Annotated in this window: 18 protein-coding genes and 2 tRNA genes; 6 read left to right on the plus strand and 14 right to left on the minus strand. The window is 36.0% G+C overall.

The genetic code is table 11. The features are described from left to right. Nucleotides 1-49 precede the first annotated feature (49 nt). From DFQ08_RS08360 to thrA, 7 genes are all read right to left on the minus strand, one after another. Nucleotides 50-826: a thioredoxin family protein gene (locus DFQ08_RS08360; protein WP_245935396.1), complete on the minus strand. Its 777-nt coding sequence runs from the start codon at nt 824-826 to the stop codon at nt 50-52. An 8-nt stretch (nt 827-834) separates the two neighbouring features. After that, a complete protein-coding gene (locus DFQ08_RS08365; RefSeq protein ID WP_114309543.1) occupies nt 835-1,374 on the minus strand; it encodes a TlpA family protein disulfide reductase in 540 nt (179 codons plus the stop codon). A gap of 73 nt (nt 1,375-1,447) precedes the next feature. Then, the gene (locus DFQ08_RS08370) at nt 1,448-1,798 is read right to left on the minus strand and encodes a ribose-5-phosphate isomerase (protein ID WP_114309544.1); all 351 of its coding nucleotides are present in this window, start codon (nt 1,796-1,798) and stop codon (nt 1,448-1,450) included. A 2-nt stretch (nt 1,799-1,800) separates the two neighbouring features. Further along, the gene (locus tag DFQ08_RS08375) at nt 1,801-2,619 is read right to left on the minus strand and encodes a hypothetical protein (protein ID WP_114309545.1); all 819 of its coding nucleotides are present in this window, start codon (nt 2,617-2,619) and stop codon (nt 1,801-1,803) included. Between the two features lie 51 nt (nt 2,620-2,670). Then, nucleotides 2,671-3,960 carry a threonine synthase gene (gene thrC / locus DFQ08_RS08380; protein WP_114309546.1) on the minus strand — a complete coding sequence of 430 codons (1,290 nt, stop codon included), beginning with the start codon at nt 3,958-3,960 and terminating at the stop codon, nt 2,671-2,673. Nucleotides 3,961-3,982: 22 nt separating this feature from the next. Then, complete coding sequence (locus DFQ08_RS08385) at nt 3,983-4,909, minus strand: homoserine kinase (RefSeq protein WP_114309705.1); 927 nt, start codon at nt 4,907-4,909, stop codon at nt 3,983-3,985. A gap of 3 nt (nt 4,910-4,912) precedes the next feature. Beyond that, complete coding sequence (gene thrA / locus DFQ08_RS08390) at nt 4,913-7,387, minus strand: bifunctional aspartate kinase/homoserine dehydrogenase I (RefSeq protein WP_114309547.1); 2,475 nt, start codon at nt 7,385-7,387, stop codon at nt 4,913-4,915. 400 nt (nt 7,388-7,787) lie between these two features. On the opposite strand from thrA, the gene DFQ08_RS08395 reads away from it, so the two are divergent. Next, nucleotides 7,788-9,341, plus strand: a complete 1,554-nt coding sequence (locus DFQ08_RS08395) for an NAD(P)H-hydrate dehydratase (protein ID WP_114309548.1) — start codon at nt 7,788-7,790, stop codon at nt 9,339-9,341. Nucleotides 9,342-9,409: 68 nt separating this feature from the next. Here the strand turns inward: DFQ08_RS08395 and DFQ08_RS08400 are convergent, their stop codons facing one another. Beyond that, nucleotides 9,410-10,447 carry a TlpA family protein disulfide reductase gene (locus tag DFQ08_RS08400; protein ID WP_114309549.1) on the minus strand — a complete coding sequence of 346 codons (1,038 nt, stop codon included), beginning with the start codon at nt 10,445-10,447 and terminating at the stop codon, nt 9,410-9,412. A gap of 351 nt (nt 10,448-10,798) precedes the next feature. Between DFQ08_RS08400 and hutH the strand changes: the two genes are divergently transcribed. After that, a complete protein-coding gene (gene hutH / locus DFQ08_RS08405; protein WP_114309550.1) occupies nt 10,799-12,328 on the plus strand; it encodes a histidine ammonia-lyase in 1,530 nt (509 codons plus the stop codon). 30 nt (nt 12,329-12,358) lie between these two features. Here the strand turns inward: hutH and DFQ08_RS08410 are convergent, their stop codons facing one another. Both DFQ08_RS08410 and DFQ08_RS08415 read right to left on the minus strand, forming a co-directional pair. Further along, entirely contained in the window at nt 12,359-12,727 is a 369-nt protein-coding gene (locus DFQ08_RS08410) for a hypothetical protein (RefSeq protein ID WP_114309551.1), read from the minus strand. Between the two features lie 72 nt (nt 12,728-12,799). After that, complete coding sequence (locus DFQ08_RS08415) at nt 12,800-15,355, minus strand: ATP-dependent Clp protease ATP-binding subunit (protein ID WP_114309552.1); 2,556 nt, start codon at nt 15,353-15,355, stop codon at nt 12,800-12,802. A gap of 425 nt (nt 15,356-15,780) precedes the next feature. Between DFQ08_RS08415 and gyrA the strand changes: the two genes are divergently transcribed. Further along, the gene (gene gyrA / locus DFQ08_RS08420; protein WP_114309553.1) at nt 15,781-18,318 is read left to right on the plus strand and encodes a DNA gyrase subunit A; all 2,538 of its coding nucleotides are present in this window, start codon (nt 15,781-15,783) and stop codon (nt 18,316-18,318) included. A gap of 35 nt (nt 18,319-18,353) precedes the next feature. Then, nucleotides 18,354-19,640: a tetratricopeptide repeat protein gene (locus tag DFQ08_RS08425; protein ID WP_114309554.1), complete on the plus strand. Its 1,287-nt coding sequence runs from the start codon at nt 18,354-18,356 to the stop codon at nt 19,638-19,640. Nucleotides 19,641-19,686: 46 nt separating this feature from the next. Here the strand turns inward: DFQ08_RS08425 and DFQ08_RS08430 are convergent, their stop codons facing one another. Both DFQ08_RS08430 and DFQ08_RS08435 read right to left on the minus strand, forming a co-directional pair. Further along, a complete protein-coding gene (locus DFQ08_RS08430) occupies nt 19,687-20,436 on the minus strand; it encodes a C40 family peptidase (protein ID WP_114309555.1) in 750 nt (249 codons plus the stop codon). Between the two features lie 9 nt (nt 20,437-20,445). Continuing rightward, a complete protein-coding gene (locus tag DFQ08_RS08435; protein WP_114309556.1) occupies nt 20,446-21,624 on the minus strand; it encodes an acetyl-CoA C-acyltransferase in 1,179 nt (392 codons plus the stop codon). Nucleotides 21,625-21,739: 115 nt separating this feature from the next. Between DFQ08_RS08435 and DFQ08_RS08440 the strand changes: the two genes are divergently transcribed. Both DFQ08_RS08440 and DFQ08_RS08445 read left to right on the plus strand, forming a co-directional pair. Then, nucleotides 21,740-23,791 (plus strand): HD family phosphohydrolase, encoded by a 2,052-nt coding sequence (locus DFQ08_RS08440; RefSeq protein WP_114309557.1) that lies wholly within the window; start codon nt 21,740-21,742, stop codon nt 23,789-23,791. Nucleotides 23,792-24,048: 257 nt separating this feature from the next. After that, on the plus strand, nt 24,049-24,411 hold the full coding sequence (locus tag DFQ08_RS08445) for a hypothetical protein (RefSeq protein WP_114309558.1): 363 nt from the start codon (nt 24,049-24,051) through the stop codon (nt 24,409-24,411). A 240-nt stretch (nt 24,412-24,651) separates the two neighbouring features. Here DFQ08_RS08445 and DFQ08_RS08450 read toward each other — a convergent pair. Together DFQ08_RS08450 and DFQ08_RS08455 are read right to left on the minus strand one after the other, a co-directional pair. Next, nucleotides 24,652-24,725: transfer RNA gene (locus DFQ08_RS08450), tRNA-Arg, on the minus strand. Between the two features lie 33 nt (nt 24,726-24,758). Beyond that, nucleotides 24,759-24,833, minus strand: a tRNA-Pro gene (locus tag DFQ08_RS08455). Between the last annotated feature and the right edge of the window lie 35 nt (nt 24,834-24,868).

The following is a 24,868-nucleotide window of genomic DNA, read 5'->3' on the forward strand; positions in this document are numbered from 1 at the left end:
AAGCAGCATCAAGAAGATGCTGCTTTATAACTATTATTTTAGAATATTCTTAAGCTTTACTTGCTTTTACAGGACAACCGATAGCTTTTGTGAAATTTGGACTTGGTTTTTCTCCTTTTTCCAAAGCTTCAATAGCGTCTTTAACAAAGTTGACTTTTACATCTTCTGGTGACTTTGCATTGTCATCAATAGTCCCAATATACTGTACTTTACGCTCAGCATCTAGTAAAAATACGTGTGGAGTTCTAACAGCACCATACTGAGGGTATATACTTTGCTTATCGTCTACTAAGTAAGGAAATGTAAATCCTTTTTCTTCAGATCGTTTTTGCATGGCTTCAAAACCTTCTTTTTCGCTGGCTATACTATTTGGGTTAATAGCAATAACAGGATAGCCTTTCGGAGCATATTCGTTATTTAACGCAATTAAACGGTCTTCATATAATTTCGAAAATGGACATTCATTACAAGTAAAAGTAACAATGTAGCCTTTTGCATTTTCAAAACTAGATAAAGAAACCATTTCACCATCCACATTTTTCAGGTTGAAATCCGTAGCAACATCACCAATTTTATACCCACCAATTTCTTCTAAGGTCTTAGTTTGTTCTGGGCTACCACCTCTTGGTGGTCCTTTTCTATCGCCGCCGTGATGCGGTGGGCCTTTACGGTCACCGTCGTGTGGGCGTGGAGGACGTTCTCCTCGTGGTTCACTTTGTTGATTTTCAGCAGAAGGTGCTCCTTGTTTGTTTTCTTCATTCTTACAAGAGACGAGTACACTTACAGATAAGCCAATGATGGCCATTAAGACACTGATTTTTTTCATAGTTGTTTTTAATTAAGGTTTTGGATTTGTGTTTCTATGTCATTTATACTTTCAAAAGAACCTTCAAAGTATAAGCGTTTATCTTTATTAAATAGTATTGTATAAGGAATGGCACCCGTCCAATTAGGGTTGATCTGATCAATCCACGAGTTGGCATCAGGATCATCAAGCAAAACCACTTTAGCGTTTATGTTTTTGTCTTCTAAAAAGGGTTTCAACTTTGTGTCTATATCTTTTGGGAAATCTAAGCTGACTAAAAGGACTTCAACATCGGGGCGCTTTTCAGCAAAAGCTTCAATATAGGGCAGTTCCTTAACACAAGGGGCACACCACATGGCCCAGAAATTGACAAGATAGGTTTTATCTGTATCGGTATAGAGTAGGGGTTCAAATGTTTTAAAATCATATACTGGAATAGCCGTGTTGACTTGTTTGCTAGTCGCAGTATTAGCTGTTGTGTTAGATTTTGAATTGCTGCAATTGGTAGTGAAAATAAATAGGAAAACAAGAGCGTATAGCTGCGTTTTATACGGTAAAGAAAATGGCATATGGAAATAATATATTTTGTCTATTGTACTAAGACTACAGAAAAATACAAAGGTTTAATTAAAACTTTATTTTTTAATTAGACCACACGGCATAGCCTTCCCGTCGCAGTTCTAAGGCAATCTGTTCTTCAGCTTTTAAAGCTTCTGTACGAGTGAAGAAAGGATCAATATGATTATAAAGACTTGGGCGTAAATAAGTGCCGTAGGTTTCCACAATCTTCGAAGCTATTTTATAGCCTTTTTTCGATCTATGCCCTGTTTTATGTTGCATAAAGCGTTCTTTAGGGGTTTTACTCGTCATACCGACATACAAACATTCTAAAACGCCATGATAATGCGGATTCGCTTTTCTAAATTTAGCGTTTGCTGTAAAAACGCGTTTAGAGAGCTCTACAACATATATGGTATATAGTGTTTTTGGCATTATTAATCGTTTAGCATCTGATATTTAAAACTCATAAAGGCAAGCCGTTTTCCTTTCTTGGATACCACCTCTAAACTTTCAGTTAAACCCATATCATTTCTGGTAATAATACGTTTGCCACCTTTTTCATAATTGAGGGTAATGCCATAGAGTTCGGCTTTTTGGTGATAAGAAAATTTGTCAATAGTTGTGAGTTTGTCTTTACATTGATTACCAACGATATAGCGATTTTTGTTTCTTATTTTTTTACACTTTCCGTTGATGTGGTAGGTGTACTCATCTTGTCGTTTAAGGCGTCCTTTTTCATCATACCAAGATTTAGAAATTAACATGCCGCCATCGTTATAATCCCATTTCTGAAGGGTAAGACGTTTTTTGTTTTCAATGTTGAATAAAATACTATCGTTTAAATTCCGATCGACGTATTTTAATTGCTGCACCAAAGTATCTCCTTTAGGCGATATTTTTAAAAACTGTGTGTAACGCTGCGCTCTATGTCTTGTGATTATAGAGAGGTGTTTTAAGGCCTCATTGGCATCACGAATAGTATCGTATTTTGTTTGGCCATCTTCTGAATAATAGGAGCGTGTTTCAGTGATTAAATCGCCAGCAGTATTTAAAGTTTTAAAGCCTACCTGATTTCCATAACGGTCATACGTTAGAACATGATGCTTCTGTTTTATAAGCTCGCCTTTATCATACTGAAAAGCTTTAATTTGAGTTTGCATTACCCCATACTTTATGCGCAGGTCTTGGTCTTTTTGTTGTGCGTAGGACTGAAAGACCAATAAACCCAAAAACGCATAAAGCAAGTAGTTCATAAATTTTATTTTGATGTTAGTTTTGAAGGTGTGACGATCCTAATGACTGCATTAAGAGAGCAAATAATCTTTAAGCCCTTGATAAGTATCTATTTTTATAGCTGTCTTTTCTTTATGCATTACCGATTCTATCTGAGGCGGTAAGTCTACGTTCTCTCTAATCACTTCTTCTACCACATCTAAAAACTTAGTAGGGTGTGCGGTTTCTAAGAAAACTACGTGGGCATCGTTAGATTTTAAGTAAGTCTTAGCGCCCAAATATCCTACGGCTCCATGAGGGTCTGCAATATAATTGTAATCATTATACAACTCTAATAATGCGGCTTCGGTGTCTTCATCATTAAAACTGAAAGATGATAAATTAGCTTTTAAAGCGTCAAAATCATTATTATGCAATTCTTGAATTCTAATAAAATTACTAGGGTTCCCTACATCCATGGCGTTACTAATGGTTTGCACAGAAGGTTTAGGCTCGTAAGACTGAGTCAGCATATAATTAACAATGGTATCATTAGCATTATTGGCTGCAATAAAATGTTTTATAGGTAAACCTAATTTTTGAGCCACCATGCCTGCACAGATATTTCCGAAATTTCCGCTTGGTACAGAAAAGACTAAATCCTTATGCTTCGATTTTAATTGCTTATAGGTAAACATAAAATAGAAAAGTTGTGGCAGCCATCGCGCAATATTTATGGAATTTGCTGAAGTCAACTGCATTTTGCTAGTCAATTCAGAATCCATAAAAGCTTGTTTTACCATGTCTTGGCAATCGTCAAAAACACCATCAACTTCTAAGGCGGTAATATTTTGTCCTAAAGTGGTTAATTGTTTTTCTTGAATATCACTAACCTTTCCACTCGGATACAGAATTACAACGTTAACCCCTTTAACCCCTAAAAATCCATTAGCCACGGCACCTCCGGTATCCCCTGAAGTGGCCACTAAAACGGTTACATCTTTGGTGTTGTTTTCATTAAAATAGCCTAAACATCGTGCCATGAAACGTGCCCCAACATCTTTAAAAGCCATGGTAGGACCGTGAAAAAGCTCTAAGGTTGAAATATGCTCATTAATTTCAACAACAGGAAAGTCAAAATTTAAGGTGTCTTCTATAATCTGCTTTAAAACGTCCTCAGGAATTTCTGGGACAATAAATTGCTTAATGGCCTCAAAGGCTATTTCTGTATTGGATTTGTCTTCAATAGTTTCAAAAAATGAAGGATCTAAAGGTCTTATAATTTCAGGGAAATACAAGCCTTTGTCTGGTGCAAGACCTCTAACAACGGCATCTTCAAATGTGGTGTTGGGCGCTTTTTTATTTAGAGAGTAATAATTCATAAGCTTTTTGATTAACGGTGTATTAGTTTATTTTCTTTATGCCTTCGGTATTAATTTTAGACACATAGGTTTCAAAGTCTATAGCGGTATTGGCATAGACATTGCGCATGGCGTTTTCCACATCTTTGGCAGTGCTTTCACCTTTACTTAGCGCAAAAATAGAAGGGCCTGATCCTGAAATGGCACAACCCAATGCACTGGCTTTTAGGACCGCTGTTTTTACCGCATCAAAATGAGGTATGAGTTGCTTTCTATGCGGTTCTATAACCACATCATGTAAGGCGTCTTTAATTAAAGCGTAGTCAGAAGTGTGAAGGGCGTGTACCAAACTTCCTACATTAGCCCACTGCGTAATGGCATGATCCAAGGGAATTTCTTTTGGGAGAAGCGCTCTAGATTCTGAAGTTTTAATTTCAATCTGCGGATGAATTAATGTCGCATACAAATCATCAGGTGTGGGTAATTCTAAAATCTTTAGGGGCTTTGCACTTTTTACAAGGGTAAAACCACCAAAAATAGCAGGAGCTAAGTTATCGGCATGTTCACACTGACTTGCTAAGGCTTCCCCCTTCATAGCAAAATTTGTTAAAGCCGTGAAATCTAATGGAGATCCTAATAAAACGTTCATCCCATATACACTTCCTGCGGCGCTCGCAGAACTGCTTCCAATACCACTACCGGGTTTAATGTTTTTATAAATCTCTATTTCAAAACCACAATCGGGATCAAGCGCATTATACATGGCTAGAGCTGAAACTCCGGCTACATTTTTTTCAGCTTCATAGGGTAAATCGTAACCTTCAATTTTAGTGATTTTAATGCCTTTAGCTTCGGTTGTTCTAATAACCATTTCATCGCCTATGGTATCTAAACAAAATCCAAGTACATCAAACCCACAAGCAACGTTGGCTACAGTGGCTGGAGAGAATAATCTAATTTCTTTTTGCATCATTTAATTGTTAGCGATTCTTATAATGTCTGCAAATAATCCTGAGGCTGTAACATCCGCACCGGCGCCGGCACCCTTAATAATAAGAGGTTGCTCGGGGTAACGCTGCGTATAGAACATAACGATATTGTCTTTTCCTTCTAAGTTGTAAAAAGGATGTCCTTCAGGGATTTCTTGTAAACCGACTTTGGCTTTACCGTCATTAAATTCAGCAACAAATTTTAACTGACTGTTGTGTTCTTGAGCGGATTTATAAAGGTCTTGGTAGTAGGCTTCATCTGCTTTTAGTGTTTCAAAAAAGTCGTCTACACTATCAGAATTATTAGCGTTTTCAGTTAAGAAACTATCACTTTCTAGCTCAGATAATTCAATCTGATGACCACTCTCTCTAGCTAAGATTAATATTTTTCTTGCCACATCAATTCCGCTGAGATCTATTCTAGGGTCCGGTTCAGTATAACCTTCTTCTTGCGCTTGTTTTACCACATCGTAAAAGGTGGTATCGGTATTAAAATTATTGAAAATAAAGTTTAGACTACCCGATAATACAGCTTGTATTGTGTTAATCTTATCCCCGGAAGTGATTAAATGATTTAAGGTATCAATAACAGGTAAGCCTGCACCAACATTAGTTTCAAATAGAAAAGAAGCATTGTACTGTCTTGATAGTGCCTTTAGCTCATTATAGTATTCAATGTTACCAGAACAGGCAATTTTATTACATGCAATCACCGATATGCTTTCCTTGAGGTATTGCCCGTAAATGTTAGAAACAGCTTCATTAGCGGTAATATCAATAAAAACAGAGTTTCTTAAATTTAAAGCTTTAGCATGCTCAAAGAAGTTTTGTAGACTTGCCTTTTCTCCATTTTCTAATTCGGTTTTCCAGTGTTTAAGATTAATGCCATCATCATTAACCACCATAGTTCTTGAATTTGATAGGCCTGTAATTCTTAAATTGATTTTAAACTGCTCTTTAACATAAGCCTTTTGTTGCTTTATTTGTTCAATTAAACGCTCGCCAACATTACCCACACCGGTGATAAATAAGTTGATCTGTTTGGTTTTTATTTCAAAGAATTGTTCGTGTAAACTATTGAGTGCTTTTTTCACGTCGTTTTTATGTATTACTGCAGAGATATTGCGTTCTGAAGCGCCTTGTGCGATGGCCCTTATATTCACGTTATTTTTTCCTAGCGTACTAAACATTTTTCCACTGATACCTTGGTGGTTTTTCATTTTATCGCCAATAACAGCGATGATTGATAAGTCGGTTTCTACGACTATAGGATCTATTTTTTGTAATGAAATTTCATATTCAAATATGGCGTCTATAGCTTCTTTAGCACGCTGAGCGTCGTTTTGTGAAATTCCGAAGCAAATGGTATGCTCTGATGACGATTGCGTAATAAGAATGATGTTTATTTTCTCTTGTGCCAAGGTTTCAAATAAACGTTTACTGAAACCAGGTACACCAACCATACCGTTACCTTGTAAGGTTAATAATGCAACATTTTCAATATTACTGATGCCTTTAATTGGAGAATTTCCGCTCGGAGTAACCTGTTTAGTAATGGTAGTTCCAACGGCTTCCGGATCTAAAGTGTTTTTTATAATAATTGGAATTTTCTTTTTTAACACCGGCATGACTGTAGGCGGGTAGAGCACTTTAGCACCAAAGTGTGATAGCTCTACAGCTTCCTGATACGACAGTTGCTCTATAGGAGAGGCTTGCTTAACGAGCTTTGGGTTTGTGGTATACATTCCACTCACGTCAGTCCAAATTTGTAATTCTTCAGCTTCCATAGCAGCAGCAATTATTGCGGCGGTATAATCTGATCCGCCACGGCCTAATGTGGTTATTTCACCATGAATAGACTTAGAGACAAAACCTGGTAATAAAACAATGGGACTGGCATTCTTACTGAAAAAATCAGTGATGTTTTTATTTGTTACTTCAAAATTAACCGTAGCATTATTGAAGGTAGAATCGGTAAGAATAAGCTCTTGCGAATTTTTTAAAACCACATCTACCACGCGCGATTTTAAAGTATGATAAATGATTGTAGACGATAAGGTTTCTCCAAAACTGAGGAGTTTGTCTAAGGTTTTAGGGGAGAGCTCATTGATGAGATAAATTCCATTTAAAAGCTGTTTTAAGTCGTTTAATTTTTCGGAAACAAGGTCTCTAAGTTCATCTTGTTGCTTACGTAAGGCCTCGTTGTCTTGAGTAGTAGGGAACAAACCTTCAATAACACTGTTGTGTATGGACCAAATGGTATCATACTTTTGGTTGTATTCTAGATTTTTCTGGCAAGCTAAAGTTCCAGCTTCTAGCAATTTATCGGTTATGCCTCCAACGGCAGAAACGACAACCGCAATGGCAGTATCTTGAGATTGCTGGTTTAATATGGCTATGACTTTATTGATGTTTTCGGCTGAACCTACTGAGGTTCCACCAAATTTGAGAACTTTCATATAATTTATATTTAAATAAGGATAAAAAAAAATGTCAAGGATGACACAAAGGGACGGAGAGCATATTACAGATTACCCCAAGGGGTAATAATGCTAGAAATAACGAACATAGACATAGACACGCGCATCATCGGCGTTAATAAATTTTGTGTTATGTGGTTTTGTGTGCTCATTATACGTATCAAATGTATTATTTTTATAACAATAAAAAAACAATTCAGATCTTTTTAAGGAATTCATAAAAATAAGGTTTTTCATTAAGAAAAATGAAACAAAATTGAATATTTGCAAAGAGTTTTAAATGTATTGCTGACAGATTCTCAGTGAGCATATGGATTCTTAAAAAAAAATCGAGAAAGTCGTTAAAGAAACAACAGATATAAAAAACAAGTATTAGTACATGAAATTATTTTCTAAAGCACAAATTTACGAAGGCGATAAACTAACCGTAGAACGCTTAAATATTAGTTCGACGCAATTAATGGAGCAGGCAGGAACACAATTGTTTAATTGGATTCATACCCGAATGCAAGGTGCGCAAGTTCCTATACATGTATTTTGCGGTATTGGTAATAATGGAGGCAATGGTTTAGTTATGGCGAGACATTTAATTACTCATGGCTATAACGTGATAACTTATATTGTGAATTACAGTGATAAGCGCTCTAAAGATTTTTTAGAGCATTATGATCAGATTAAAAATGTGACTAAAAAATGGCCCGTAATGTTAAGTTGCGAAGATGATTTTAGTGAAATTCAAATTGGGAGCGATGATATTATTGTAGATGCCGTATTTGGTATAGGTTTTAACAGAGCGGCAAAATCATGGGTAGCAGAATTGTTTCAAAAGTTTAAAGCTTCAAAAGCATTTACTTTGGCTATAGATATTCCCTCTGGGCTTTATACAGATGAAGCTATTACCGACGATAAAGCTGTGGTTTATGCGAATTATACTTTAAGTTTTCAGTCACCAAAGCTCGTGTTTTTCTTGCCAGAGACCGCAAAGTTTATTGGGCAATGGGAGGTGATTGATGTGGGGATAGACCGCCAGTATTTAAAGGAGATAAAAACCGAAGTAGAATTAATCGGGAAACATGAGGTTTTACCTTTATATAAACCTCGTGAAAAATTCTCTCATAAGGGGAACTACGGGCATGTTTTGATTTTAGGTGGAAGTTATGGGAAAATTGGAGCTGTACAATTAGCAAGTAAAGCGGCTTTAAGCACTGGGGCAGGATTGGTAACGGCTTATCTTCCTGAGTGTGGGTACCACAGTTTGCAAACAGCAATCCCCGAAGTTATGGTCATTACAGATGCTTCGGAAAAAGAAATTTCAAATATTGAATTTGATTTAGAGCCTAGCGTTATTGGAATAGGAGTCGGCTTAGGAACTTCTGAAGCAACCGTGAAAACATTTGAAGCCTTTTTAAAACAGAATTCAGTACCTTTAGTAATTGATGCAGATGGCCTTAATATTTTAGCGCAACACCAAGATTTATTGCAATATTTACCAAAAGGCGCCGTATTAACACCACACCCTAAAGAGTTAGAGCGATTAATAGGGTCATGGAAAGGTGATTTTGAAAAGCTTGAAAAAGTAAAAGCGTTCTCTAAAACCCATGAGGTTATTGTCCTTATAAAAGGCGCCAATTCTATTACGGTAGATCAAGATAAATTATACATCAATACCACGGGGAATCCGGGGATGGCCACAGGTGGCGTGGGCGATGTGCTTACGGGCATAATTTCTGGTTTAATAGCACAAGGTTACAGCCCTTTGACAGCGACAATATTTGGGGTTTATCTACATGGGAAATCGGCCGATATTTCTTTAGAAGATTATGGTTATCAAAGTTTAATAGCAAGTCATATTATAGAGACTTTGGGTGAAGCTTATATCGATTTATTTAAACAACCAGAGCAACCAAAAGTAGCGGAGGCCTCTAACAAGTAAATTCTAATAGGAATAAAAAAAAGCCAGTTTCAACAGAAACTGGCTTTTTTTTATTCAGGTTATTAAGACTAAAGGTCAAGCTTGTTAAAAAGCTTCATTAACTCAGGACTTGAAGGTCTTGGCGCATCAGCACTAACAATATTACCTTTAGGATCTATTAAGATAAATCTAGGAATACCATTTACTCTATAATCTTGAACAAATTGAGATCTAAAACCGTTATCGGCTAATAACTGTATACCACCTAAATTTTTATCGTCCACCATTTTTTTCCACGCTTTATAAGCGGCGGCTTTATCGTTTTTATAGCCTCTACCTTCATCAATAGAAATGCTTACAAATTCAATATTCTTGTCTTTATATTGTTCTTCTACACGTTTTAAAGAAGGAATTTCCTTTAAACAAGGTGCACACCAAGTGGCCCATAAATCAATATAAACATATTTACCTTGTAAATCTGAAAGGGACATTGTACCACCATCATGGTTCTCATAGCCTTCAAAACCAGGAGAAGGAGATCCTGCCGGAAAGGCGCTGTTAGTGGCTTGTTTAGATTTTATAAAATTGCTAATTTGGTTAATAGTACCAGCAACCTTTTTGTCCATTAAAGCTTTGTGTGTCGAATCTACTTCGGTGTAGTTTTCTTTAAGTTTGTCATAATTAGATTGGTAATCTTCTAATGCTTTATTTAATACTTCTGCATCATTAGACGCCACTAACTTAGGTGAAAAGAATTTTTTAGAAAGTAAAAAAGACTGTACGGTGAAGTTATTAAGGTCAGAATCGTCACCTCCAAATTTTAAAGAATCTATGAAGTTATTGTTATCCGTAGTAAACGAAGACACATTGTCATTTTCTAAATAAATCTGACCATATTGTTTTCCGTGTTGAAAATTATAATCTCCAGCAATAACCTTTAACGTATCTTTAAAGCTACCATCATCATCTAGAGAAATCATTTTTTCATAACTTCTCCCTTTAAAGACTTTTAAAGTTTTACTTTCATCAGGGTTAGAAATTTTCCCAGAAAGGGTTACATAATCTTTAGGCTCTCCTTTACAAGCCATTAAAGTTACAGCTATACAAAGTGATAATAATTGTTTCATAAATATGATTTTGTTTAAATTCAAAAGTAAGAAATATAACAGAAAATTAAATTTAAAATTGTTATAAAGTTAAGACGCGGCGTATTCAATGCGTTTTAGCAGCGAAGCGTTTTTATATGAGCTGCGTTTTGGGTTTCAAAACGTTTTAGCTTAGCTTAGGCTTTTAACAAGATGACATTTCTTACAAGGCTAGGGTACTAGTAAAGGGATAATAGGGGAGATGCATGGTTATAATGAATTGATTTCAAGGAACTAAAAACAGGATTGCTTATAAGGTTTAAAGATTTCAAAATTGTCATGGTAAAACCCAAAATATTTCTCAATTTTGAGCCTCTATAAATTTTAAACTAAATGGACAACTATCATATTATTTCTTCGGAAGCGCTAGACATTGTAACGATTTACAATATTTTTTATCAAAAGAAAAAACTAAAACTTTCTGAAGCTTCTGCTAATGAAATTAAAAAATGTAAAACCTATTTAGATAATAAATTAGCTCAGGAAAAGAAGCCGATGTATGGGATTAATACCGGTTTTGGATCTTTATATAATGTAAAAATATCTGATTCAGATTTAAGTCAGTTGCAAGAAAACTTAGTAATGTCTCATGCCTGTGGAACAGGAGAACGTGTTCCGGAATCTGTGGTAAAAGTGATGTTACTCCTAAAAATTCAGTCTTTAAGTTACGGGCATAGTGGTGTGCAGTTAGATACAGTTTTACGTCTAATTGATTTTTTTAACAACGATATATTTCCGTTTGTCTTTACTCAGGGATCTTTAGGGGCTTCAGGGGATTTAGCGCCTTTAGCGCATTTAGCATTGCCTTTGTTAGGAAAGGGTAAAGTGGTGCACCAAAATAAGGACTATGAGGCGGCTGCCCTTTTAGAGGAATTTAATTGGAAGCCAATTCAACTTGAAGCTAAAGAAGGTTTAGCGCTATTAAACGGAACACAGTTTATGAGTGCCTATGGGGTGTATTTACTTTTAATGTCTCATAAAACATCGTACTTGGCGGATATTGTTGCTGGTATTTCTTTAGACGCTTTTGATGGTAGATTAGATCCTTTTCACGATTTAGTCCACGCGGTAAGGCCTCATCCAGGACAGCGTAAAGTGGCGCGTCGTTTTAATGAACTTTTAAAAGGAAGTGAACTTATTACTCGTGAGAAAGAACACGTACAAGATCCTTACTCTTTCCGTTGTATTCCTCAAGTGCATGGTGCAACGAAGGATACCTTAGATTTTGTTGAAAAAGTAATTTTAACCGAGATTAATTCGGTGACGGATAACCCTAACATTTTTCATGAAGAAGATTTAATTATTTCTGGAGGAAATTTTCATGGACAACCTTTAGCCTTAGCTTTAGATTATTTAAAGATCGCTATGGCTGAAATAGGAAATATTTCAGAACGTCGTGTGTTTCAATTGGTATCGGGATTACGTGGTTTACCAGCCTTTTTAGTGGATAACCCAGGTTTAAATTCAGGATTTATGATTCCGCAGTATACTGCCGCAAGTATTGTAAGTGCTAATAAGCAAATGGCATCTCCAGCGAGTATAGATAGTATTGTGTCTAGTAATGGCCAAGAAGATCATGTAAGTATGGGGGCAAATGCAGCAACCCAAGCGTATACTTTAGTTAAAAATGTAGAGCGTGTCGTGGCTATTGAGTTGATGAATGCTTCGCAAGCTTTAGAATTTAGAAGACCATTAAAAACCTCACCTTTACTAGAATCTTTTTTAGAACAATACAGAAAAGTGGTTCCGTTTATAAAAGCAGATGAGGTATTGCATGATTCTATAGAAGCTTCAATCCAATTTTTAAAAGATGTGGATATTGAGATCGAAGAATTATTTCTAAATCATTATGATTTAAAATAAGCCGTAATAGATCGGTCTTAAGCTTATAATTTATCGTGAAATAAGCATTTGGCCCCAGCAGATGGCATCATCAATATTAGAAAAAGTTTCAAAGGGTTTAGAAAAGAACATCTTCTCTATACGTGCATTTACTTTTGCTTGATAATTGGTAGAGACTATCGCTAAGCCTTTTAAATTCTTAATCTTAGCCGTATCTAAATAGATTTCAGGATTTACAGCATAAGAGTTTATTCTGTTTGAGATATAAACAAAGGGTTGATCATCGAAGTGTGTTTCTGTAACATGAATTAGGGTATTATTCATTTTGGGTGTAACAGTAACCCCTTCGTTAAAGGTTACAATGATGTAAAAATCAAAAACTTTGATATTACAAAAATCGAATGATAGGGATGCATTCATTGGTGTTGTATCAAGGATGAAAAAAAAACTCTTTCATAGGAAAGAGTTTTTTTCTTTAATATTTAAAATTTCTTAGGATTCAGTCGTCTTTTCAGAAGATTTAATTTTAATACTTAAAACCTCATTATCGTCTTCTTTGTCCATTAAGATGGTGTCACCTTCATGAAGTTTAGAGTTGATAATTTCTTCAGCAAGGGCATCTTCCACATATTTCTGAATGGCTCTGTTTAGAGGTCTTGCTCCATACTGTTTGTCAAATCCTTTTTCGGCAATATAATCCTTAGCCTTTTCAGTTAAGGTAAGTTCGTAGCCTAAATCTTTGATTCTTGTAATTAACTTAGCCATTTCAATATCAATAATCTTACCGATATCTTCTTTTTCTAAGGCGTTAAACACAATGACATCATCAATTCTATTTAAGAACTCTGGCGCAAAAGCTTTCTTTAAAGCATTTTCAATAACACCTTTAGCATACTCTGTCTCTTGGGCAGCACGAGCCGAAGTTCCGAATCCAACACCAGTACCAAAGTCTTTCAACTTACGAGCTCCAATATTAGAGGTCATAATAATGATGGTGTTTCTAAAATCAATTTTTCGACCTAAACTATCCGTTAAGTAACCGTCATCTAATACTTGTAAAAGCATATTGAAAACATCGGGGTGTGCCTTTTCAATTTCATCTAAAAGGACAACAGCGTAAGGCTTACGTCTAATTTTTTCTGTTAACTGACCACCTTCTTCATAACCAACGTATCCTGGAGGTGCACCAATTAAACGTGAAATGGCAAATTTCTCCATGTATTCACTCATGTCTATTCTTACTAGTGAGTCTTCACTTTCAAAAAGTTCGCGAGCTAATACTTTAGCTAGTTGGGTTTTACCAACACCAGTCTGACCTAAAAAGATAAAGGATCCAATAGGTTTGTTTGGGTCTTTTAATCCGGCTCTGTTACGCTGAATGGCTTTAACCACCTTTGCAACCGCTTGATCTTGACCAATAACCTTGCCTTTGATTAACTCTGGCAATTGCGATAATTTGTTAATTTCAGTCTGTGCTATTTTATTGACAGGAATCCCAGTCATCATAGAAACAACATCCGCGACATTGTCTTCAGTAACAATCTCTTTATGAAGTTTAGTTTCTTCTTCCCAAGTTTCTTGAGCTGTTGCTAATTCTTTTTCTAAGCGTTTTTCGTCATCTCTAAGTTTAGCAGCTTCTTCGTATTTCTGTTTCTTAACAACGCTATTCTTGGTTTCTTTAACTTCTTCAAGTTTTTTCTCTAATTCTAGAATTTGCTTAGGCACATCAATATTAGTAATATGAACACGTGAACCTGCTTCATCTAAAGCATCAATCGCTTTGTCTGGTAAAAAACGTTCCGTCATATAGCGGTTAGTAAGTTTTACACAAGCTTCAATGGCTTCAGGAGTATAATTAACATTGTGATGCTCTTCGTATTTAGCTTTAATGTTGTTAAGAATCTCTATCGTTTCTTCAACCGATGTAGGTTCAACAATAACCTTTTGAAAACGACGCTCTAAGGCCCCGTCTTTTTCAATATACTGTCTATACTCATCTAGAGTTGTTGCACCAATACATTGTATCTCACCTCTTGCTAGGGCAGGCTTAAACATATTAGAAGCATCTAAACTTCCGGTAGCGCCACCAGCACCAACGATGGTATGAATTTCATCTATAAAAAGGATGATGTCGTCATTCTTTTCAAGCTCATTCATAACGGCTTTCATACGCTCTTCAAACTGTCCTCTATATTTTGTGCCGGCAACAAGGCTGGCCAAGTCTAAAGTCACAACACGTTTGTTAAACAAAGTACGGGAGACTTTACGTTTTACGATGCGTAAGGCTAAACCTTCAGCTATAGCCGATTTACCAACACCAGGTTCTCCTATTAATAAAGGATTGTTTTTCTTTCTTCGGCTTAAAATTTGAGAAACACGTTGTATTTCTTTTTCACGTCCAACTACAGGATCTAGTTTCCCTTCCTCTGCAAGGACAGTTAAGTCTCTTCCAAAATTATCTAAAACTGGAGTCTTAGATTTTTTGTTGCTCTTGTTAGACGGTCCACCAAAAGGATTTTGTTTTGCATCCTCTTCCTCTTCATTTATATCATCATCAGAAAACGATTCTGCTTTCGGTGTGTCTAGGTAATCATCTTCGCTTGTAATCATAGATTTAAATTCTTCTTTTACGTTATCATAATCTACCTTTAACTTATTTAAAAGCTTGGTCGTGGGGTCATTTTCATTTCTTAAAATACACAATAACAGGTGGGCGGTATTTATTGAAGTGCTCTGAAATAACTTCGCTTCTAGAAACGTTGTCTTTAACGCACGTTCAGCTTGCCTTGTAAGGTGTAAGTTCTTTTTTTCGTTAGAAGTTGTTGTAACTATATTAGGATTCGCAGGGCTTAATATCTCTACTTTACGCCTTAAGTGATTTAGATCAATATCTAAAGCGCTTAAAATATCTATAGCTTTACCGCTGCCATCTCTTAATAGACCAAGCATAAGGTGCTCTGTACCTATAAAGTCATGACCTAATCGTAAAGCTTCTTCTTTACTATAAGCTATAACATCTTTAACTCTTGGGGAAAAATTATCATCCATAGTGTGTTCCTTTCTGCATTAAAAATAATAAAAACATATGAAGTACAGTTCAAAAACTATACCTAAACATAATGAAATTTTAAAAGGATTCTAAATTCTCGAACTCTAAGAGGTGGCACACAATTTAAAAATAGCCTGAAAGCGGTTTTGTTAACCTGTTATTTTTAAGTTATTTATAGTCATGTTGTCACCTTGTTGTTAAGATAAATTTAGAAGATCTTTTAAGGTTATTAAATGTTCTAAACGAAGAGACAGAAAAAGCATTTTAAATCAAAGGAAATACAGAGATACTTATTAACTAAAATGCGCGCTTATATTGTTAATAAAAAATCCCAAAAATGATGAGGATTTTAGCGGTAAACAGTAGTATTTTGGTTATATTAGCACGTTATGAAGATTTACAAAAAAACTAATTAATTTTATATATGGCAGAAGGAGAAAAACTCATTCCAATTAACATTGAAGATGAAATGAAATCGGCTTACATTGATTATTCAATGTCGGTCATTGTGTCACGTGCGTTACCAGATGTAAGAGATGGTTTAAAACCGGTACATAGACGTGTGCTTTATGGTATGCATGAGCTTGGTATTAGAGCAAATTCAGCACATAAAAAATCAGCAAGAATCGTCGGTGAAGTTTTAGGTAAGTATCACCCACACGGAGATACCTCTGTATATGATGCCATGGTGCGTATGGCTCAAGAATGGAGTTTACGTTATATGTTAGTAGACGGACAGGGTAACTTTGGATCTGTAGATGGCGATAGCCCTGCAGCAATGCGTTATACAGAAGCTAGAATGCGCAAGATATCGGAAGATATGTTAGCGGACATAGAGAAAGAAACGGTAGATCATAAATTAAACTTCGATGATACCTTAAAAGAACCAACAGTACTTCCTACACGTATTCCAGGGTTACTTGTTAATGGGGCTTCTGGTATTGCTGTGGGTATGGCTACGAATATGCCGCCACACAACATAACAGAAGTTGTTAATGGGACTATTGCATATATTGACAATAATGATATTGAAATAGATGAATTAATTCAGCACGTTAAAGCACCAGATTTCCCTACGGGAGGAACAATCTATGGCTATGATGGTGTAAAAGAAGCTTTTCATACCGGTCGTGGACGTATTGTAATGCGTGGTAAAGCGGTTATTGAAGAGGTTCAAGGAAGAGAATGTATCATTGTGACTGAAATTCCTTACCAAGTGAATAAGGCAGACATGATTAAGAAGATTGCTGACTTGGTAAACGAGAAAAAGATGGAAGGTATCGCTTCTATTCGTGATGAATCGGATAGAAAAGGGATGCGTATTGTCTTTATTTTAAAGCGTGATGCTATTCCTAATATCGTACTTAACAAACTCTATAAGTACTCGGCTTTACAAACCTCTTTTAGTGTAAATAATATTGCCTTAGTAAACGGACGTCCGCAGTTATTGAATCTTAAAGATTTAATTCACTATTTTGTTGAACACCGCCACGAGGTTGTTGTAAGACGTACAACTTACGAATTGCGTAAGGCTGAAGAGCGTGCACATATCTTAGAAGGTTTAATTATTGCTTCAGATAATATTGATGAGGTTATTAAAATTATCCGTGCTTCGGGTAATGCTGATGAGGCGCGAAACAGTTTAATAGAGCGTTTTAAATTATCAGAAATTCAAGCCAAGGCTATTGTTGAGATGCGTCTGCGTCAGTTAACAGGTCTGGAACAAGATAAATTACGTTCTGAATATGATGAGATCATGAAAACTATCATTGATCTTAAAGACATTCTTGATAAGAAAGAACGCCGAATGGCTATTATTAAGGAGGAACTAGAAGTTGTTAAAGAAAAGTACGGTGATGAGCGTCGTTCTATTATTGAATATGCAGGGGGAGATCTTAGTATTGAAGATATGATTCCAGATGCACAAGTGGTGATTACCATTTCGCATGCAGGCTATATTAAAAGAACGCTTCTGTCAGAATACAAAACACAAAATAGAGGTGGAGTAGGACAGAAAGCATCAACAACCCGAAATGAGGACTTCTTAGAACACTTGTTTGTAGGAACCAATCACCAATACATGTTGTTCTTTACGCAGAAAGGAAAATGTTTCTGGATGCGTGTTTATGAAATTCCAGAAGGTTCTAAAACCTCAAAAGGTAGAGCGATTCAGAATTTAATTAATATTGAGCAAGATGATAAGGTTATGGCCTTCATTTGTACGCAAGATTTAAAAGATGAAGCTTACATTAACAGTCACTATGTCATTATGGCAACTAAAAAGGGACAGGTTAAGAAAACATCTTTAGAACAATATTCTAGACCACGTTCTAACGGTATTAATGCCATTACCATTAAAGATGACGATGAGTTATTAGAAGCAAAATTAACTACTGGGGAAAGCCAAGTGATGCTAGCCTTGAAATCTGGTAAAGCCATTCGATTTGAAGAAGCGAAGACTAGACCAATGGGAAGAGGTGCTTCTGGAGTACGTGGTATTCGTCTTCAAGATGAAAATACAGACGAAGTTATTGGTATGATCGCTGTAGATGATATGGAAAGCAATATCTTAGTGGTTTCTGAAAATGGTTACGGAAAACGCTCTAGTTTAGAAGATTACCGAATTACCAACAGAGGAGGTAAAGGAGTTAAAACCATTTCTATCACAGAAAAAACAGGAAATTTAGTCTCTATTAAAAATGTTACAGATGATGATGATCTCATGATAATCAATAAATCTGGAATTGCAATTCGTATGGCCGTAGCTGATTTACGAGTTATGGGGCGTGCAACACAAGGGGTTAAATTAATCAACTTAAAAGGAAATGATTCTATTGCTGCCGTTGCTAAAGTGATGAAAGAGGACGAAGAAGTGATAGAAGAATTAGACGCCGAAATTCTTGATGCTAATGACACGCAGGAAGATGGCACGGCTATTGATAATAACGAAACTGAAAACTAAAAACTATAATTAACAATTAAATTATTTAATACGAGATGAAAAAACTAATGACATTAATGTTGCTTTTGGCAATGTCGTCGATGTCTTTTGCTCAAAAAAATGAAGTAAAGGCAATTGAAAAAGCAATAAAAAATGCAAATTACGGAGATGCCAAGTCTGCGGTAGCGTCTGCAGAAGCTTTATTAGGAAGCATGGACGATAAATTAAAAGCTAAATTTTATTATTTAAAAGCCCAAGCTTTATATGCGGACGGACAAGGATCTGACGCTAATATTGATGAAGCAATCGTTAGCATCGATAATCTAAAAACTTTAGAGTCTGAAATGGGGAAATTAAAATATACTCCAGAGGCTAATAAGATGACTACTGATATGATGAACGCTTATTTAACTAAGGCCAATAAAGCCTTTACAAATAAGAACTTTAAAGTAGCCGCTAAAGGTTTTGAAAAGGTCTACAAAATGTCGCCTAAAGATACCATGTATTTATACTATGCAGCTTCATCAGCAGTTTCTGAGCCAGATTATGATGCGGCTTTAGACTATTATCTTCAATTGAAAAATATGGGATATAGAGGTGAGCGTATGCTTTATACCGCTGTTAATGTTGAAACAGGCAAAGAAGAATCTTTTGGTGATAAAAACCAACGTGACTTTTCTGTAAAAGCGAAATTACATAAAGATCCTAAAGACGAAAAATCTGAAGCTAAAACAGCTGAGATTGTAAAGAACATTGCACTTATTTATGTCTCTCAAGGAGAAAATGAAAAAGCTTTAGGTGCTATGGCAGATGCAAGAGCTGAAAACCCAGATGATATAGGATTATTATTATCGGAAGCTAATGTGTACTTGAAAATGGGGAATAAAGAAAAGTTTAAAGCTTTAATGGAAGAAGCGACTGAAAAAGACCCAGGGAATGCAGAGTTACAATATAACTTAGGGGTTTTAGCTGCTGAAGGTGGAAACGCTGATCAAGCGATTAAATACTATGAAAAAGCGATTTCAATTAACCCTAACTATGTTGATGCTTACAATAACTTAGCCGTTGTAATTTTAGGTGGTGAAGCAGCGATCGTAGAAGAGATGAATGGTTTAGGAACCAGTGCAGCAGATAATAAGAAGTATGATGAATTAAAAGCACAACGTTCACAATTATATCATGATGCCATTCCTTATTTAGAGAAAGCATTAGAGTTAAGAAACACAAATGTAGATGCCGCTAAAACCTTAATGAACATTTATAGTGCATTAGGTGAAACAGCTAAATTTAAAGAAATGCGTGCTAAAGTTGAAGAGATTGAAGCTTCGGCTGCAGGTAACTAAGAAATAAAGATAGATCAAAAAAAAGCGACTTTTCAGTCGCTTTTTTTTATACTATTTTTTTAATCACTCTAAGTTTGTGAGTGTGTATATTTCTATCAATATTGTAAATACCGCTATGGTCTAAACGGTCAATACGGACCCTACCATGAGCGTGAATGATATAGTTGTTTTCCATAATGATACCAACGTGGGTGATATTCCCTTCAGCATTATCAAAAAAGGCAAGATCGCCAGGTTCACTCTCTTCAATAAAACTTAAAGGTTCGCCTTGTTTGGCTTGTTGCGAGGCATCTCTTTGAATTTTATAACCGTTAAGCTTATATACCATTTGCGTAAAACCCGAACAGTCTATTCCAAACGGTGTTTTTCCACCCCATAAATAAGGGGAATTAAGGTAAAGAAAAGACGATTTTACTATGTTTTCCTTCGGACTTTTAGAGGTTAAAGTTAAGCCGTCAAAATGATGGCCTAATAATTTTAGTCCATTCATATTAGAGCCCGCAGGAATCGGGTATAAGTGGTCAGAATCATCTGTTACAAATTCAACTAAATCTTTAGATAAGTTAATATTCGCTCTAGATAAATCTGCGTATTGAGAAGCATCAATTTCTAAAAATTGCTTCTTATCAATCCACCCTTCATAATTATCGTAAGCAAAACGAATACGGCTCCAATTTCTGCGCTGTTCTAGCACTTTAAAATAATCGCCATATAAGGCCTGCGTTACCATTTCACTAGTATCCGTAGGTTCAATTCTAATAGGTACAATCCCAAGATTGCAAATGCCGTATTGCATAGAGTTTTGTTAAGCGCGTTCTAAAATCATCGCAGAAGCACCACCACCACCATTACAAATTGCGGCTGCTCCTAGTTTTGCTTTATTTTGGTGTAAGACGTGTATTAAGGTTACAAGGATTCTAGCTCCAGAACAACCTAATGGGTGTCCTAAAGATACAGCACCTCCGTTTACATTAACGTTGCTATCGTCTAAACCTAAAATTTTCATATTCGCCAAACCAACCACAGAAAAAGCTTCATTGAACTCAAAGTAGTCAATGGCATCGAGATCAAGGTTTGCTTTGGCTAGGGCTTTAGGTAAAGCTTTTGCAGGAGCTGTTGTAAACCATTTTGGTTCTTGGGCGGCATCTGCATAGCCTCTAATATAAGCTAAAGGAGTTAAGCCTAATTCATCGGCTTTAGCTTTGCTCATAAGGACTAAGGCGGCGGCTCCATCATTAATGGTAGAGGCATTAGCAGCGGTAACCGTGCCGTCTTTACTAAAAGCAGGACGTAAAGAAGGAATTTTATCCATTCTTACGTTTGTGTATTCTTCATCTGTATCCACTAAAACAGGTTCGCCACGACGTTGTGGAACTTCTACGGGTACAACTTCATCTTTAAATTTTCCGGCGTCCCAAGCGGCTTTAGAACGTTCGTAAGATTGAACAGCAAAACGGTCTTGAGCTTCTCTAGAAAATTCATATTCTGTAGCACAAGCATCTGCGCAAACTCCCATGGCATTTTTGTCATAAGCATCCACTAATCCGTCTTTTTGCATACCATCTTCTAAGGTTGCAGGTCCAAATTTAGTGGCGGTCCTTGCATGATAATAATGTGGAATTAAGCTCATGTTTTCCATACCACCTGCAACAACGATTTCTGCATCTCCTAGTTGAATAGCTTGTGCTGCTTGCATCACCGTTTTCATCCCTGAAGCACACACTTTATTGACTGTAGAACAAGGTACGGTGTTAGGAATTCCAGCATAAATGGCGGCCTGTCTTGCAGGGGCTTGTCCTGTACCTGCTTGTACAACATTCCCCATAATGACCTCATCTACCAATTCGGGTTTTAAATTGATTTTGTCCAAGGCTCCCTTAATGGCTGTAGCACCTAATTTTGGGGCAGGAACGGTAGATAAACGGCCTAAAAAACTACCTATTGGCGTTCTTACGGCTGAAACGATAACGACATCCTTATTCATAATAAATTTGTTTGATTGTTGTTTCGTGCGAAATTAAACATTTTTTGAGAGATTTGAGAATGTATTAATGATATTAGCCCTCTAAAAATTTAATATTTATTACATTTGATTGTATATGAATGTATTCTATAACAAGTGGTATAAGAACCACGCTCTAGTCTATAAAGTGTTGTTGTTTATTGTTACAACACTGTTTATTGTGTACCTGTTTCCTAAAACAGGAAAGTTTAAGTATTCGTTTGAAAAAGGTAAGCCTTGGCAGTCCGAAAATCTTTACGCGCCGTTTAATTTTGCGATTAAAAAATCGGCCAAAGAGATTAAAGAAGAAAAAGCCGAAATTACAAGTCGAAGTTTGGTTTATTTTGAGCTTGATAAGGCGGTTGAGCAGAATGTCTTGTCGGATTATTTAGCGCGATTTAATCAAGTTTTTATAGAATCTAATGATTTTGTAAGTGATAAATCAGATTTGTATAAAAAAGGACAATCTATAATTAAAAAACTCTATGATCAAGGGGTTTTAGATTTAGAATATAAGTATGATGACGATCGGGTGGTGAAGTTAGCTACGGCTAATAAAGTGGAAAAAGAAGTGCAATATGGCAGTCTGTATGAACTCAGTACCCTTAGAGGTCATATTGAGGCCGACCTAGGAAATGCTTTTCCTGTAGAGATTAAGAAACGAATGGTGTCTATTTTTTTCGATGTCATTCAACCGAATATCAGTCTCAATGAAACCTTAACGAATAAAGCTCTTGAGGAAGAATTATCGCGTTTGTCCTTAACGCGTGGTCGGGTAGAGAAAGATCAGTTAATTATTTCTAAAGGACAGGTAATTGAAGAACCTCAGTACGATATTTTAAGTTCTTTAAAATCGGAATATGAGTCTCAAGAATGGAATACGGCCAATTACAACTGGGTCTTGGTATCTTATACGGTATTAGTCGCCTTAACGCTATTAATGTTGTTGCTATTCCTTCAAAAATATAGAAATGAGGTGTTTTTAAACAACACTAAAGTCACCTTTATATTTTTCAATATCGCTTTAATGATTTTAATTACTTCTTTAGTGGTTAATGTCAATTCCCAATTTATTTATATTGTACCATTGTGTATCATGCCTTTGGTCTTAAAAGCATTTTTCGATGCCAGATTAGGGTTGTTTACACATGTTTTAACGGTCTTACTTTTAGGCTTTGTTGTGCCTAATAGTTACGAGTATATGTTTTTACAAATCATTGCGGGGATGGTTACTATTTTAACGGTGTCGGAATTATATAAGCGTGCAAACCTCTTTATTTCTGTAGGACAAATTACCCTGATTTATATTATCGCTTATTTTGCCTTTTTCGTTATTCATGAAGGACAACTTACCGGATTAAAACTAGAAACCTTTGGGTTGTTTGTATTATGCGGATTGGCAACTTTATTTGTGCAGCCGCTGATCTACATCTATGAAAAAATATTTGGTTTAGTATCGGATGTGTCTTTATTAGAACTTTCAGACACGAATACTAAATTATTAAAAGAATTATCGAATAGAGCACCCGGAACCTTTCACCACTCTTTAAATGTTGCAAATTTGGCTGAATCTTCGGCTAATGAAATTGGAGCGAATGCCATGTTGGTACGAGTAGGGGCCTTGTATCATGATATTGGTAAAATGAATAATCCAACGTATTTCACCGAAAACCAAAGTACGGCTCTTAATCCGCATGATGAATTATCAAGCAAAGAAAGTGCTAAAATTATTATAGATCACACCATTAAAGGTATTGAGATTGCAAAGAAATACAAATTACCAGATCGGGTTATAGATTTTATTAGAACACATCACGGAACTAGTTTGGTCTACTATTTTTATATGAAGGAAAAGGCGACAAATGAAAATGTAGATGTTAATGATTTTAGATATCCTGGTCCAACACCATTTAGTAAAGAAACGGCTATTTTAATGATGTGCGATAGTGTAGAGGCTGCTTCTAAAAGTTTAAAGGAACCCACTAGCACTAAGATTAACGAGTTCGTAGAGAATATCATTAACAAACAGATGGAAAACGGGCAGTTTCTTAATGCGGATATTACGTTTAAAGAAATTCAATCGATAAAAAAAGTATTAAAGTCCAAGTTGGCGAATATCTATCATTTACGTATTGAATATCCAGAATAATGAATCCTACTAAAGGACAACTTATAAATGGCCGCTATAACCTTCGATAAAAAATAAGGCTTAGAGCTTACCATGTTTTCTGAGGTCTAGGAAACGTTTTAAAAAAGATCTCAAGGAAGACACAGTTAAAAGCGTGGCCTTATTGTAAATAAAATAAAGCGTGTAGGAGGGAGGCTAGATTCAAATGTGCTATTTTTATTTGAAAGCGAAGCCCAATTAGTGATGTTTGTAAGTGCACGACCAACTTAAAAACTTAAATGCTTAAACTGAATTTGAATAAAACGGCCATTAATATTAAAACGGAAACGTGGATGCATCTCATTTCTGAATGGCAAAATTACGGTTGGTGGGTTTCGGCGAAATATTGTGGGTTCGATGCAGGGATTGATGACAATTTTTTAATTCTAAGAAAAGGAATGAAAAAAATTGTATTGGGTTGGACCAATTGGATGGAAGGAGAAATAAAATGCAGTGCTCAAACTTTTAAGTATTTAGAATCTGAATTCAATTTAAAGTTTGAATACGGTCCACCAGTTAGTTTGAAGCTAATGGTTATTTTAACTTATCACCTTCAATCTTTGCCATTAGAGTTGGTAAAAAGGTTGGGACATTTAAAATAGTGATCACTTAAAACTAAAAAAGATTTATAAAATAAAGCACCCTAACACACGCTTTAAGAAGTGATTTAATTGGCGTATGATTTTACCTTTTAGCGCTAAAGCAAAGGCATCAAAGCAATTATAAAGGTGTTCTGGATTTAGAATTTTAAGATCCGTTCTGTAATGCGAGCGTTTTGTTCTTTTACCGCGTTAGCGTTATTAAGCACAAAAAAGCCTTACTAAAAATAGTAAGGCTTTTTGTGATCGCACTAGGATTCGAACCTAGGACCGCCTGCTTAGAAGGCAGGTGCTCTATCCAGCTGAGCTATGCGACCCTTTAGAGTTAAACTCTAAATTTACAATAAAAGTCGGGGTGGCAGGATTCGAACCTGCGGCCTCCACGTCCCAAACGTGGCGCGATAACCGGGCTACGCTACACCCCGAATAGGTTATCTTTAATTCAATACATACTGTCGCA

The organism is Winogradskyella arenosi, assembly GCF_003337305.1.
In the GTDB taxonomy this organism is placed as follows: Bacteria; Bacteroidota; Bacteroidia; order Flavobacteriales; family Flavobacteriaceae; genus Winogradskyella; species Winogradskyella arenosi.